Source organism: Streptomyces sp. ADMS (assembly GCF_033441795.1).
Taxonomy (GTDB): domain Bacteria; phylum Actinomycetota; class Actinomycetes; order Streptomycetales; family Streptomycetaceae; genus Streptomyces.
The window spans coordinates 110,029-123,114 of record NZ_JAVFVX010000011.1; the positions used below are offsets into that span (position 1 = coordinate 110,029).

At 70.5% G+C, this 13,086-nt stretch carries 11 protein-coding genes; 7 read left to right on the forward strand and 4 right to left on the reverse strand.

Annotated features, from left to right (window positions below; genetic code table 11):
- Positions 1-306 precede the first annotated feature (306 nt).
- The 4 genes from RB628_RS07835 (at position 307) to RB628_RS07850 (ending at position 6,341) form a co-directional block, all read left to right on the forward strand.
- On the forward strand, positions 307-1,674 hold the full coding sequence (locus tag RB628_RS07835) for an ABC transporter substrate-binding protein (RefSeq protein ID WP_318319560.1): 1,368 nt from the start codon (positions 307-309) through the stop codon (positions 1,672-1,674).
- A gap of 10 nt (positions 1,675-1,684) precedes the next feature.
- Entirely contained in the window at positions 1,685-3,016 is a 1,332-nt protein-coding gene (locus RB628_RS07840) for a sugar ABC transporter permease (protein ID WP_318319561.1), read from the forward strand.
- Positions 3,013-3,906: a carbohydrate ABC transporter permease gene (locus RB628_RS07845; protein WP_318319562.1), complete on the forward strand. Its 894-nt coding sequence runs from the start codon at positions 3,013-3,015 to the stop codon at positions 3,904-3,906. The genes RB628_RS07840 and RB628_RS07845 overlap by 4 nt, the downstream gene beginning before the upstream one ends.
- 161 nt (positions 3,907-4,067) lie before the next feature.
- The gene (locus tag RB628_RS07850) at positions 4,068-6,341 is read left to right on the forward strand and encodes a bifunctional glycosyltransferase family 2 protein/CDP-glycerol:glycerophosphate glycerophosphotransferase (protein ID WP_318319563.1); all 2,274 of its coding nucleotides are present in this window, start codon (positions 4,068-4,070) and stop codon (positions 6,339-6,341) included.
- Positions 6,342-6,364: 23 nt separating this feature from the next.
- On the opposite strand, the gene RB628_RS07855 is transcribed toward RB628_RS07850, so the two are convergent.
- A complete protein-coding gene (locus RB628_RS07855) occupies positions 6,365-6,778 on the reverse strand; it encodes an organic hydroperoxide resistance protein (protein ID WP_318319578.1) in 414 nt (137 codons plus the stop codon).
- A gap of 148 nt (positions 6,779-6,926) precedes the next feature.
- On the opposite strand from RB628_RS07855, the gene RB628_RS07860 reads away from it, so the two are divergent.
- On the forward strand, positions 6,927-7,385 hold the full coding sequence (locus tag RB628_RS07860; protein WP_318319564.1) for a MarR family transcriptional regulator: 459 nt from the start codon (positions 6,927-6,929) through the stop codon (positions 7,383-7,385).
- On the opposite strand, the gene RB628_RS07865 is transcribed toward RB628_RS07860, so the two are convergent.
- Positions 7,348-8,976, reverse strand: coding sequence for a glycosyltransferase family 39 protein (locus tag RB628_RS07865; RefSeq protein WP_318319565.1), 1,629 nt, complete (start codon positions 8,974-8,976; stop codon positions 7,348-7,350). The two genes, RB628_RS07860 and RB628_RS07865, sit on opposite strands and share 38 nt — an antisense overlap.
- A 122-nt stretch (positions 8,977-9,098) precedes the next feature.
- Here RB628_RS07865 and RB628_RS07870 point away from each other — a divergent pair, with 122 nt between their 5' ends.
- On the forward strand, positions 9,099-10,337 hold the full coding sequence (locus RB628_RS07870; RefSeq protein WP_318319579.1) for a glycosyltransferase family 87 protein: 1,239 nt from the start codon (positions 9,099-9,101) through the stop codon (positions 10,335-10,337).
- A gap of 58 nt (positions 10,338-10,395) precedes the next feature.
- Positions 10,396-11,379 (forward strand): UDP-glucose 4-epimerase GalE, encoded by a 984-nt coding sequence (gene galE / locus RB628_RS07875; RefSeq protein WP_318319566.1) that lies wholly within the window; start codon positions 10,396-10,398, stop codon positions 11,377-11,379.
- A gap of 83 nt (positions 11,380-11,462) precedes the next feature.
- Here the strand turns inward: galE and RB628_RS07880 are convergent, their stop codons facing one another.
- Positions 11,463-11,627: a LuxR C-terminal-related transcriptional regulator gene (locus RB628_RS07880; RefSeq protein WP_318319567.1), complete on the reverse strand. Its 165-nt coding sequence runs from the start codon at positions 11,625-11,627 to the stop codon at positions 11,463-11,465.
- A complete protein-coding gene (locus tag RB628_RS07885) occupies positions 11,560-12,921 on the reverse strand; it encodes a histidine kinase (protein WP_318319580.1) in 1,362 nt (453 codons plus the stop codon). Before RB628_RS07885 ends, RB628_RS07880 begins: the two co-directional genes overlap by 68 nt.
- Positions 12,922-13,086 lie beyond the last annotated feature (165 nt).

Below are 13,086 nucleotides of genomic sequence, written 5' to 3' on the forward strand. Positions count from 1 at the left end.
GCGGGCGGGCGGCAAAGAAGCTCGGGCCGAGCCGGCCCCGCCCTCGAACGCCGGATGAGTCGAGGTGCCTCGACCCGTTCCGGAAAGACGCGGCGAACCGGTGAACGGGTGCGTGGGGAAGCAGTTCGAGGGCATCCGGCAAACGGGCCGAGACGGGTGGGTGGGTGGGAAACCAAGGACACGACGCGGTCACGATCACCCTCTTGACACCGCAGGCACACTTGCCGACCCCAACTACCCGGCGTAGACCAGACCGCACGGGACAGCGCCGAACACGTTCACCGCCGAACGACGAACGGGGCAGACATGCGCAACACTCTTCGTACACGCACCCTGACCGCCCTCACCGCCACAGCACTAGCCCTCACCCTCACCTCCTGTGGCTCCGACGACGACAACCCTGACGACTCAGGCACCGACACCAGCACCGGCGGCGACACCTCCGCCTCCGTCCAACTCCCCAAGCTGGACGGCCAGACCCTTGAGGTCGCCGCCGTGTGGACGGGCCCCGAGCAGGAAAACTTCACCAAGGTTCTGCAAGAGTTCGAGAAGCGCACCGGTGCGAAGGTCAACTTCGTGCCGACCGGCAACAACACCTCCACGTTCCTCGGTACGAAGATCCAGGGCGGCCAGCCCCCGGACGTCGCGTTCCTGCCGCAGGTCGGCGTACTGCACCAGTTCGCCGAGAAGGGCTGGCTCAAGCCGCTCGGCACGGAGGCACAGGCCCAGCTCGACAAGAACTTCTCCGCCGGCTGGAAGGACCTCGGCGCCTTCGAGGGCAAGCAGTACGGCATCTACGTCAAGGCCGCCAACAAGTCCCTGGTCTGGTACAACACCGCCGCGTTCGAGGCAGCGGGCATCACCGACACCCCCACGACCTGGACGGACTTCATCGCCACCGCCCAGACGCTCTCCGACGCCGGCTCCCCCGCCGTCTCCGTCGGAGGCGCCGACGGCTGGACCCTCACCGACTGGTTCGAGAACGTCTATCTCTCTCAGGCGGGCCCGGAGAAGTACGACCAGCTCGCCCAGCACCAGATCAAGTGGACCGATCCGTCCGTCAAGGACGCCCTGACCACACTCGCCGAGCTCTGGGGCAAGGACGATCTCCTCGCAGGCGGCCGTTCCGGGGCGTTGGGGACGGAGTTCCCGAAGTCGGTCACCCAGACCTTCTCCGGTGAGAACCCGGCAGCGATGGTCTTCGAGGGCGACTTCGTGGCCGCCAGCATCAACGCGGACACGAAGGCGGAGATCGGCACGGACGCGAAGGTCTTCCCGTTCCCGGCGGTCGGCGACCAGGCCCCCGTCGTCAGCGGCGGCGATGTCGCCGTGGCCCTCAAGGACGGCGCGGCGTCCCAGGCCCTGCTGACGTTCCTGGGTTCGACCGACGCGGCGGAGATCTGGGCGGCGCAGGGCGGCTTCCTCTCGCCCAGCAAGACGATGGACCAGTCGGCGTACAAGGACGACGTCACCCGGGACATCGCCAAGGCCCTCATCACGGCCGGCGACGACTTCCGCTTCGACATGTCCGACCAGGCCCCGGCCGCCTTCGGCGGTACGCAGGGCGTCGGTGAGTGGAAGCACCTCCAGGACTTCCTGAAGAACCCGAAGGACATCGCGGGCACCCAGCAGCGACTAGAGGCCGACGCCGCCAAGGCGTACAAGAACGGCTGACGGCACCGGCATGGAGTCGAAGACGGACAACACGAACACGGTCAGGACCAAGAGCGTCACCGGCACCCGCTGGTGGGTGGCAGGCCTGTTCCTGCTGCCCGCCCTGATCCTGCTGGGCTCGCTCGTCGTCTATCCGATCGGCTATTCCATCTGGCGCAGCCTCTACGACGCGGACGGATCGGGTTTCGTCGGCCTGGAGAACTACGGCGACATCTTCACGAACGACGCCACCCTGACCGCCGTACGCAACACGGCGATCTGGGTGGCCGTCGCCCCCGCCCTCGTCACCGCGCTCGGTCTGATCTTCGCGGTGCTGACCGAACGGGTGCGCTGGGGTACGGCGTTCAAGCTGATCGTCTTCATGCCGATGGCGATCTCGATGCTCGCGGCGGGCATCATCTTCCGCCTCGTCTACGAGGCGGACCCGGACCAGGGCGTCGCCAACGCGATCGTGACATCCGTACACGACGCCTTCGTCGACTCCTCCGTCTATCCGAAGGCCCGCCCGAACGCCCAGGCCAGCGACCTCAAGTCGTCCGGCGGTGGCTCGTTCACCTCCACCGGGACCGTCAGCGCGGGCACCCCGGCACTGGTGCCCCTCGTGGGCATCGCCCCCGACAAACTCCCCGGCACGCCCGCGGACGCGAAGGCCGCCGACGCCTCCGGTTCCGGGATCACCGGCACCGTCTGGCTGGACTTCAAGCTCGGCGGTGGCGGTACGAAGGGGCAGGTCGACCCGGGTGAGAAGGCACTGGAGGGGGTCAAGGTCGAGGCGGTGAAGGACGGGAGGGTCGTCGCCTCGGCGACCAGCGGCACCGACGGCACCTTCAGTCTGCCCGAAGACGCCGACGGGGCCCAACTGCGCCTGCCCGGCTCGAACTTCGCCGGCGCCTACAACGGGATCGACTGGCTCGGACCGACCCTCGTCACGCCGGCCATCATCGGCAGCTATGTATGGATGTGGGCTGGTTTCGCCATGGTGCTCATCGCTGCCGGGCTCGCCGGAGTGGACCGGAATCTGCTGGAGGCGGCCCGCGTCGACGGAGCCAACGAATGGCAGGTGTTCCGGCGGGTCACCGTCCCGCTCCTCGCACCCGTGCTGGTCGTCGTCCTCGTCACACTGATGATCAACGTGATGAAGGTGTTCGACCTCGTCTACATCATCGCCCCGCAGCCCAGCCAGGACGACGCCAACGTCCTCGCGCTCCAGTTGTTCCTGTCCTCGTTCGGCGGTGGCGGCAACTACGGCGTCGGCAGCGCGATCGGCGTCATTCTGCTGCTGCTCGTCCTGCCGGTGATGTACGTCAACCTCCGTCGACTCAGGAAGGAGCGTCAGCGGTGACGGCTGTCGACCCGACCCTCGCCCCGCCCGTGCGCGCCAAGCGCTCCTTCGCCGCCCGCGTGTTCAGCGGCACCGCGGGTGGCGTGATGCGGCTCTTCCTCATCCTCGTCGCGCTCATCTGGACGGTGCCGACGTTCGGGCTGCTCATGTCGTCGTTCCGCGACCCGACCGACATCTCCACCTCCGGGTGGTGGAAGGTGTTCACGGCGCCCGGGCAGCTGACCGCCAAGAGCTACGAGACGCTGCTGGAGAACGACGCGATCACCAGTTCCCTCCTCAACACCGTCTGGATCACGGTCCCGGCGACGCTCCTGGTCGTCATGATCGGCGCGATGGCCGGTTACGCCTTCGCGTGGATGGACTTCAAGGGGCGCGACTGGTGGTTCCTGGTCGTCGTCGCACTGCTCGTCGTACCCGTACAGGTGGCGCTGATCCCGCTCTCCGATCTCTTCGGGAAGCTCGGGATCTTCGGCGACGTCATCGGGGTGGTGCTGTTCCACGTGGGGTTCGGCCTGCCGTTCGCGATCTTCCTGCTGCGGAACTTCTTCGCGGAGATCCCGCGCGAGCTTCTGGAGGCGGCCAGGCTGGACGGGGCGGGCGAGATCAGGCTGTTCGCGACCGTCGTCCTGCCGCTCGCCGCGCCCGCGATCGCGTCCCTGGGGATCTTCCAGTTCCTGTGGGTGTGGAACGACATGCTGGTCGCGCTGGTGTTCTCCGACTCGCAGTCACAGCCGCTCACGGTCGCACTCCAGCAGCAGGTACGGCAGTTCGGCAGCAACATCGAGGTGCTGGCGCCGGGTGCGTTCATCTCGATGGTGATTCCGCTGGTCGTGTTCTTCGCGTTCCAGCGGCAGTTCGTGTCGGGGGTGATGGCGGGAGCGGTGAAGTAGCGGTCGAGCTGCAGTCAAGTAAGCGGATAAAAGGCCTAGTTGTGGGGTTCACGGCTCAAACGGCCATGTCCCCCACATGCCGCAATCGGCGTAACCAAGTCACTCCATCGGCCGTTCCCGGGCAGTAGGCCCGCGCCGACCCGCCGACCCATGGATGTGTCTTGCCCAGGTTCAGTGTCATCGTCCCCGCGTACAAGGTTCAGGCTTATCTGCAGGAGTGCCTGGAATCGGTGCTCGGCCAGTCGTATCCGGATCTCGAAGTCATCGCCGTCGACGACTGCTCGCCCGACGCCTGCGGTGCGCTCGTCGACGAGTTCGCGGCGCGCGACGTCCGCGTGCGCCCCGTCCACCTGCCGGAGAACGGCGGGGTGGGCCGGGCGCGCAACGCGGGCATCGAGCACGCGACCGGCGACTATCTCGTCTTCGTCGACGGCGACGACACCCTTGCCCCGGACGCGCTGCGGGCGGTCGCCGACCGGATCAAGGAGGCGGGCGACCCGGACGTCGTCGTCTACGACCACGCGCACGCCCTGTCAACCGGCGAAACCGTCCGCAGCCCGTTCGTCGGACAGCTCACCGAGCAGGGCCCCGTCCCCTTCCGGCTCGACGACCGGCCGTTGCTGCTCAAGCTGCCGCTGGTGGCCTGGAACAAGGCCTACCGGCGGGAGTTCGTCGAGCGCGAGGGCCTGACCTTCCCGCCCGGCGCCCACGCGGACATCCCCTGGACGGTCCCGGCGCTGGTGGCCGCCGAGTCGGTCGCGACCCTGGACCGGGTCTGCGTCCACCACCGCCGGCCGCGCCAGAACACCAGAACCCCCGCCTCGCACGGGCACTTCGACATCCACGAGCAGTACGACCGTGTCTTCGCGTTCGTCGACGCCCGCCCCGAACTCACCCACTGGCGGCCGGTGCTGTTCCGCCGGATGGTCGACCAGCTGATGTCGGTGCTGGTCCGCCCGGACCGGCTGCCGCGCACCGCCCGCGCCGAGTTTCTGCGCAAGTCCCGTGCCCACTACCGCCGTTACCGCACCCCGGGCGCCGCGGTACCGCTGCACGCCTGGCTCCGGCACGCCCTCGTCCGGACGGGCAGCTACCGCACCTATCGGACGGTACGCCTCGCGTCCGCCCTGCGCAGGCGCTCCACGCGCTTCGTCAAGTCCCTTGCGCGCGGCATCCGTTCGAACGCCCTGCGGCTGCACTACCGGGTCCAGCTGCGGCTGCCGCTGCGTGCCGACCGGGCCGTCTTCACCAGTCACTCCGGGCGCGGATACGGCTGCAACCCGGGCGCCCTGGAAGCCGCGTTCCGTACGTTCGTGCCGGGCATGCGGACGGCGTGGGTCGCCCGTCCCGAGCACCACCACACGCTTCCCACGGCGACCGACCGGGTACGGCCCGGCACCGCCGCCTACTGGACCGCGCTGGCCCGGTCCAAGTACCTGGTGAGCAACACGGGTTGGGACGACCGGCTGGTGAAGCGGACCGGGCAGACGGTGATCCGGACCCAGTACGGGACGCCACTGAAGCGGATGGGCCTCGACCTCCAGGACCGGCCGGCCGCTGCCCGTGACACCGACTTCACGGCGCTCCTCGCGGACGTCGACACCTGGGACCACTGCCTGTCGGCCAACCGCCACTCCACCCTCGTATGGGAACGGGTCTTCCCCGGCGGCTACACCACCCTCGAAACCGGGCAGCCACGCAACGACGTGTTCCAGAAGGCGACTTCGGCGGACGTGGCCCGGCTGCGCGAGTCGCTCGGCATCCCGGTGGGCTCGGTGGCGATCCTGTACGCGCCGACCCACCGCGACTATCTGCGCGGCCCCCGCCAGACCCTCGACCTGGAGCGGGTCCTGCGCCAACTCGGTCCGCGCTACGTTCTGTTGGCGCGCGCCCACCACATCTACGACGCCCCGCTGACGCCCGCCTCCGGCGGCCGGCTCATCGACGTGACCGACCATCCGAGCGTCGAGTCGCTGTGCCTCGCCTCGGACGCGCTGGTCACCGACTACTCGTCGCTGATGTTCGACTACGCCAACCTGGACCGGCCGATCGTGATCCACGCGGACGACTGGGAGGCGTACGAGGCGGCCCGGGGCACCTACTTCGACCTGCGCGCCTTCCCGCCGGGCGCGGTCTCGCGCAGCGAGGACGAGCTGATCGACATCTTCGCGACGGGCCACTGGCGCGGGTCGCGCTCCACACAGCTGCGGACCGCGTTCCGCGAGCGGTTCTGTCCGTACGACGACGGGCGCGCCGCCGAACGGGTCGTCCGGCGGCTGGTACTGGGCGAGACGGCCGGGCAGGCGCCGGTCACTCCGCTCGCCGAGCGCCACCCGGTGCCGTCTGCGGCGGCCGCGTTCGCCGGCGCGCCGCTGGCGAGTGTGCCGCGTCCGCAGCCCGGCGTCGAGAGCGCGCCCGCCCCCCACGGCGCCTGACCGACGTACCGCTGCCCGGTCTCCTACTCGATGACGAGTTCGACCTCGATGTTGCCGCGCGTCGCGTTGGAGTACGGGCAGACCTGGTGGGCCTGCTCAACCAGCTTGCGGCCGGTCTCCGCGTCGACGGTGTCGGGCAGCTCGACGCGGAGGGCGACCTTGAGGCCGAAGCCCTCGCCCTGCTTGCCTATGCCGACCTCGGCGGTCACGGCGGCGTCACTGACGTCGATCTTGGCGTTGCGGCCGACCAGGCCCAGCGCGCTGCCGAAACAGGCGGCGTAACCGGCGGCGAAGAGCTGCTCCGGGTTGGTTCCGGCGCCGTTGCCGCCCAGCTCCACCGGCATGGCCAGCGGCAGGTCCACCTTGCCGTCGGAGCTGACGGCGCGGCCCTCGCGGCCGTGCGTGGCGGTGGCGACTGCGGTGTAGATCGCGTCCATGGAACCCGTCCCTCTCATCGGACTCATCAACAACATCAGAGCTTCGTGAGGAGCCCCCTGCGGGGCCCGTGGTGCTCTGTGGAAATAAGTAGAGCACACAATTCAATTGTGGACAACTAGATGGTAGGCAAGGAGGTACCCTGTAGGTATGTCAGCCACCTCCGCCGAGGACTACCTCCGTCTCGACCAGCAGATCTGCTTCTCCCTGAACGCCGCGTCCCGCGCCTTCAACGGCGTCTACCGCGTGGTCCTCAAGGACCTCGGGCTCACCTACCCGCAGTACCTGGTGATGCTCGTGCTGTGGGAACACGGCCGGCTGCCCGTGAAGAAGGTCGGCGAACACCTCCGCCTCGACTCCGGCACCCTGTCCCCGCTGCTCAAGCGGCTGGAGACGGCCGGTCTCGTCCGGCGCGAGCGCAGCGCCCGCGACGAGCGGTCGGTGGAGGTGCGGGCGACCGAGCAGGGCATGGCGCTGCGCGAGCGGGCGCTTCAGGTACCGCGCCGGATCGTCGCGGCGACCAGCTTCGACGTCGACGAGATCCGCGCGCTGCGCACCCGCCTCGACGAGCTCACCACCGCCTTGGACGCGGCGACGCTGGAGGCGTAGGCGCTCCGCCCGTGCCACGAAGCGCTGAGGCGTGCCGGTCGGCTGCGGCGCCGTCGCGGCTGGTCGCGCCCACGCGGCGGAGCCGCATATCGATACCGCCCCGCGCCCCTCCGGGACGCGCTGTCGGCCTGCGCTCGTACAGCCGCAGCGTCACCCCGCTGCCCCTGAACTCCCGTCGCGGCTCGAACTCCTCCTCCACCACGGCCCGCTTCACCCGTTCGGCCGGGCTGCCCGGGTACCAGGTCGGGCGCAACGCGTACGGCTCCGCGACCAGCCACACACGGTCCAGACCCGCCAGCTGCCGCCGCAGCGCCTCCGGACCCATCTCGACGCCGTACAGCGTGCCCGAGGTGCGCGCGGACTCGGCGAGCGCCACGTCCCGGGTGCCACGGAACCCCCTGGGGTACGCCAGTGCCGAGCGCCGCCCGATAGACGGGAGGAACAGCACCGGGTCACCGGGGCGCAGTTCGCGGGCCGCGAGCGCGGAGGCGGTGGCGAGGTTCTCGCCACCGCGCTGGGCCATGGAACGGTCCTGCCGGAGCAGCGGCAGGTGGTGCGCGCAGACGACTGCCACGGCGAGCACCCCGGCCGCGGCCGCGGTCGCGCGGGGCAGGCGCGGCACGGCCCGGGCGATGCGGTCGGCCCCGGCGGCGGCCAGGAGGGGGGCGCCGGCGAGGGCGTACAGGACGTAACGGTCGTCGTACAGCGGCGACCACTGGGAGACGGTCATGAGGACCGCGGGTGGTACGAGAAGCAGCGGGAGGGCGACTGCGGGGAGGGGCAGCTCACGGCCGGGGAGCTTGGGCCAGGGGCGGCGCAGGGCCACGCAGATCAGGATCAGGCAGGGCACGAGGATCTCGTCCGTCGGGCCGGCGAACTGGTGTACGAGGCGGTCCACGCTGCCCTGTCCGGGTGACCGCAGCCACGCCACCTGCGCCGACTGGGCGTGCGAGACCAGCGCCAGCGGGAGCAGCACCAGGACCACGGCGCCGGCCGCGCACAGCCAGCGCGTCCACACCCGCCGGGGGACGCGGCCGAGCGCGAGGGTCGCGGCGTGGGCGAGAAGCAGCAGTACGGCGAACTCGTGGAGGAGACAGGTGAAGGCGAGGACCACCCCGTACGGCGTCCAGGAGCGGCCCCCGGCCGCGCGTACGAGCAGCAGCGTCGCGCCGGCCGCGCCGGCCGCGACCATGGCGTACGACCGGCCCTCCTGGGCGTAGTGGCCGACCATCGGTGTGACGGCGTACAGCAGACCGGCCCAGAGGCCGACGCGCGGGCGGGCCAGGCGGGTGCCGAGGGCCGCGACCAGGCCGGCGGTCACGGCTGCGGCGAGGAGGGACGGGAGCCGCAGGAGCACCTCGCCGGGGTGGACGGCGAGGACGGGCCGCAGGAGCAGGTAGTACAGGCCGTGCACCGCGTCCGCCTCGTGCAGCAGCCGCCAGATCTGCGGCACCGTGCGCCGCGCGACCTGGAAGGTGGCGGCCTCGTCACGCCATATGCCGCCCCGGTCGAGCCCCCAGGAGCCGATCACCAGCATGACGGCCATGGGGACCGCGACGGCGGCTGTCCTCCTGCTCGTCTCCCTGTTCATCGGCCTGTTCATCACAGGCCTGATTTTGTGCGATGAGACAACCTTTGTTTGAGATTGACTGGTACTGACGTGAATATGGCATCCGTGCGGCTTACGATCCCGCCGTGACGAGACCCTCCGCCATGAACCGCCTCCTCACCCTCGCCGTCGGCTGGGCCGCCTCCCGCGCCCTGATGCTGTGGCTTCTGGTCCACGACGACATCCCGCTGCTCGGCGGCGGCGCTGTGGCGCGTGAGGTGCAGCGGCTGTACTTCCGCTGGTACGGCGCCCTCACGCAGGGCACGTTCCCCGCGGACGACACGCTGTGGCAGTACCCGCCGGGCGCGGGTCCTGTGCTGCTGTCACCCGCGCTGCTGCCGACGCTGACCTACTTCGAGGCGTTCGTGGTCCTCACGCTCGCCGCCGACGCCCTGATCCTGATCGCCCTCACGCGCGCGGGGAGGCGTCCGGGCCGCTCCCTGCACGGGGCCGGATACTGGACGGCCGGCCTGCCACTGCTCCTCCATGTGCCGCTCGCGCGCTACGACGTGCAGGTCACGGCGTTCGCCGTCATCTCCCTGTTGACGTTGTCGCGCTCCCAGCGCGCGTGCGGCGCGTTCGCGGCGCTCGGCGCCCTGGTGAAGGTCTGGCCCGCGCTGGTGCTGCTGGGCCTGCCGAGGGGCCGTACGACGAGGTCGGCGTGGACGGCCGCGACGGTCACCGCGACGGCCGCGACTGCACTTCTGGCGGCGTTTTTCAGCAACCCCTTCTCCTTCCTGCGACAGCAGGGCGGGCGGGGCGTGCAGATCGAGTCGTTCGGCGGTACCGCGCTCTCCCTCGCCACGCGCGCCGGGTGGGAGGGGCGCGTGCGCTACCAGTACGGCGCGATGGAGTTCGTGGGCCCGTACGTCTCGTCCGTGGCGGCGCTGTCCCTCGCCCTGACGGCCGTGGCGTTCGGGCTGCTGCTGCTGTGGCGGGTGCGGGCCCGGTACTGGACGGAGGCGACGCCGTTCGACGCGGCGCTCACGGCCGTACTCCTCTTCACGGTCACCAGCCGGGTGATCAGCCCGCAGTACATGGTCTGGCTGCTCGGACTGGCCGCCGTGTGCCTGACCTCGCGGCACACCTGCCAGCGCCCGGTGGCATGGCTGCTGCTGGCGGCGGCCGCGGTCAGCGGCCTCGACTACCCGGTCATGTACGCCGAGGTCGTGCACTGCACCTGGACGGGCGTGGCGGTGATGGTCGTACGCAACGGTCTGCTGGCCGCGGCGGCGGTCCTGGCCTTCGTACGGCTGTGGCGCTCGGCCCGCCCGGCCACGGTTCCGCTTCCCGCACCTTCTTCCACCGGTCCCCTCCCCGAGCGGGAACCCAGTGCGTCTTAACGGGAGTTAACTGACAAAGTCCAACCGACCATCCGACCACACGAGGGGACGGCCGCACATGACCTGGCTGATCACCGGCGGCGCCGGCTACATCGGGGCGCACGTCGTCCGCGCGATGGTGGAGGCGGGCGAGCGAGCTGTGGTGTATGACGACCTGTCCACCGCGGTCGCCGAGCGCGTGCCGGACGGCGTACCGCTGGTGGTGGGCTCGACCCTGGACGGCGAGCGGGTGGCGCGCGCCCTGCGGGACCACGAGGTGACGGGGGTGGTCCACCTCGCGGCGAAGAAGCAGGTGGGCGAGTCGATGGACCGCCCCCTGCACTACTACCGGGAGAACGTGGAGGGGCTGCGCGTCCTGCTGGACTCGGTCACGGAAGCCCGGGTCCCGTCCTTCGTGTTCTCGTCCTCGGCGGCGGTGTACGGCATGCCGGACGTGGACCTGGTGACGGAGGACACGCCGTGCGTCCCGATGAGCCCGTACGGCCAGACGAAGCTGGCGGGCGAGTGGCTGGTCCGCGCGACGGGCCGGGCGACGGGCCTGTCGACAGCGAGCCTGCGCTACTTCAACGTGGCGGGCGCGGCGGCCCCGGAGCTGGCGGACGTGGGCGTCTTCAACATCGTCCCCATGATCTTCGAACGCCTGACGGCCAACGAACCCCCGCGCGTCTTCGGCGACGACTACCCGACGCCGGACGGCACCTGCGTACGGGACTACATCCACGTGATGGACCTGGCGGAGGCCCATGTGGCGACGGCCCGGGCGCTGGAGGCGGCACCGGGCCGCGAACTCACCCTCAACATCGGCCGGGGGGAGGGCGTTTCGGTCCGCGAGATGATCGACAGGGTGAACGCGACCACGGGCCACACCCTGCCCCCGGTGGTGGCCGCGCGCCGCCCGGGCGATCCGGCGAGGGTCGTGGCCTCGGCGGACCGCATCGCCACGGAACTGGGCTGGAAGGCGAAACACGACGTCCAGGACATGATTACATCGGCGTGGGAGGGCTGGGTGCGTCTGCATCCGGAGGCGGGAACGACACCCTAGACACACCGCGGATACAGCGGTACGGCGTCACCGGCAGGGAGTTGGAGTCACTGGCGGGCGAGCCGGCCGCCCGGTAGCCGGGCCTACTGGTTGTTCAGATACGCCAGTACCGCCAGCACCCGGCGATGCCCGCTGTCGCTCGGCGGCAGGCCCAGCTTCAGGAACACGTTGGCGATGTGTTTACTGACCGAGCGGTCCGTGACCACCAGGGTCTTGGCGATCATCGTGTTGTCGTGGCCCTCCGCCATCAGTTTGAGGACCTCGCGCTCGCGCGGGGTGAGGGAGTCGAGGGGGGGAGTCGCGGCGGCGGGTGAGGAGTTCCGCGACGACCTCGGGGTCGAGGGCCGTACCGCCGGCGGCGACACGGTCCAGGGCGTCGAGAAACTCGTCGACCCTGCCCACGCGGTCCTTGAGCAGGTAGCCGACGCCGCTCGCTCCGCCGCCGAGGAGCTCCGCCGCGTACGACTCCTCCACGTACTGCGAGAGGACCAGCACGGGGAGGCCGGGGATCCGCTCCCTCGCCTCCAGCGCCGCGCGCAGGCCCTCGTCGCGGAAGCCGGGGGCATCCGGACGTCCAGTACGGCGGCGTCCGGGCGGTGTTCGAGGAGGGCCGGGAGTACCTCGGGGCCACTGCCCGCGACGGCCACGACCTCGTGTCCGGCGCGCCCGTACACCGTCCTCGACACCGTCGTCGACACCGCCGACCTCCAGGCCGCTGCTCGACGCAAGGGCTCGTACGGCACCCACCAGCCCCCGGTCCGTGAGGATCGGCGGATGGATTCCGCGCACCACGTTGCGCAGCTCGGTCAGCGCCTCCTCGGCCTGGTCCTGGGCGTCCTCCAGCAGCTTGCGGGCGGCGTCCGGGTCACGGTCGTACGCCCGCTTCGCGAGGCCGATCCGCATGGACAGGGAGACGAGACGGGCCTGGGCGCCGTCGTGCAAGTCGCGTTCGATGCGCCGGAGTTCGGCTCCGTGCGCGGCGACCGCGTCGGCCCGTGTCGCCTTCAGCTGCTCGACGCGCTCGACGAGCTGCGCCTTGGGCGAGGGCTTGAGCAGGGCGGCCGACCAGGCGGCGTCGAGGTCGGCGAGCCTGCTGATGAGGGGGAGGACGACCGCCTTGCGGCCCAGCAGTCCGCACCACACGCCGTCGACGACCAGGCCCACCGGCCACAGCGGGATCATCAGCAGGGGCAGGGCGCCGTACACGTAGTGGGCGAACATCCAGCGCAGGTCGGTGCGCGTACCGGGGTCACGGACGACCGTCCGCAGCTTCTTCTTCAGCTTGCCCTCGATGGGCAGATACGCCTCGGGGATCTCCACGCCCGACCACTCGGCCGCCATCCGCCGCTTGGTGCCCGCGAACCGGCGGATGAGCAGGACCGTCTCGGGCAGCATCCCGATGCCGACGACCGCGAGCGAGACGGTGGCCGTGATCAGCAGGACGGTGATGAATATGTACGAGCCGAAGGCCAGGATCGCTCCCGCGACCAGCTGGACCGTGGCCCGGGCCGCTGGTCGGCCCTGCTGAAGGGCCGGCGCCAGGGACAGCAGGCCTGACGAACACCGGGCGAGGACAACCCCGACGGGGGCGGGCGGTGACCACGGTCACCGCCCGCCCCCGTTTCCGCCGTTCCAGCACCTCCGCCGTCCCGCAGTTCCGGCGTTCCAGCACCTTCCGCCGTCCCGCACCTCCGGCGTTCCAGCAGC

What these genes read in the sequence shown, in the direction of transcription:
- RB628_RS07840 (WP_318319561.1), top strand. Translation starts at nt 1,685, where the DNA reads ATGGAGTCGAAGACGGACAACACGAACACGGTCAGGACCAAGAGCGTC.
- RB628_RS07865 (WP_318319565.1), bottom strand. Translation starts at nt 8,976, where the DNA reads ATGAACAGGGAGACGAGCAGGAGGACAGCCGCCGTCGCGGTCCCCATG.
- RB628_RS07855 (WP_318319578.1), bottom strand. Translation starts at nt 6,778, where the DNA reads ATGGACGCGATCTACACCGCAGTCGCCACCGCCACGCACGGCCGCGAG.
- RB628_RS07860 (WP_318319564.1), top strand. Translation starts at nt 6,927, where the DNA reads ATGTCAGCCACCTCCGCCGAGGACTACCTCCGTCTCGACCAGCAGATC.
- RB628_RS07880 (WP_318319567.1), bottom strand. Translation starts at nt 11,627, where the DNA reads ATGGCGGAGGGCCACGACAACACGATGATCGCCAAGACCCTGGTGGTC.
- galE (WP_318319566.1), top strand. Translation starts at nt 10,396, where the DNA reads ATGACCTGGCTGATCACCGGCGGCGCCGGCTACATCGGGGCGCACGTC.
- RB628_RS07835 (WP_318319560.1), top strand. Translation starts at nt 307, where the DNA reads ATGCGCAACACTCTTCGTACACGCACCCTGACCGCCCTCACCGCCACA.
- RB628_RS07870 (WP_318319579.1), top strand. Translation starts at nt 9,099, where the DNA reads ATGAACCGCCTCCTCACCCTCGCCGTCGGCTGGGCCGCCTCCCGCGCC.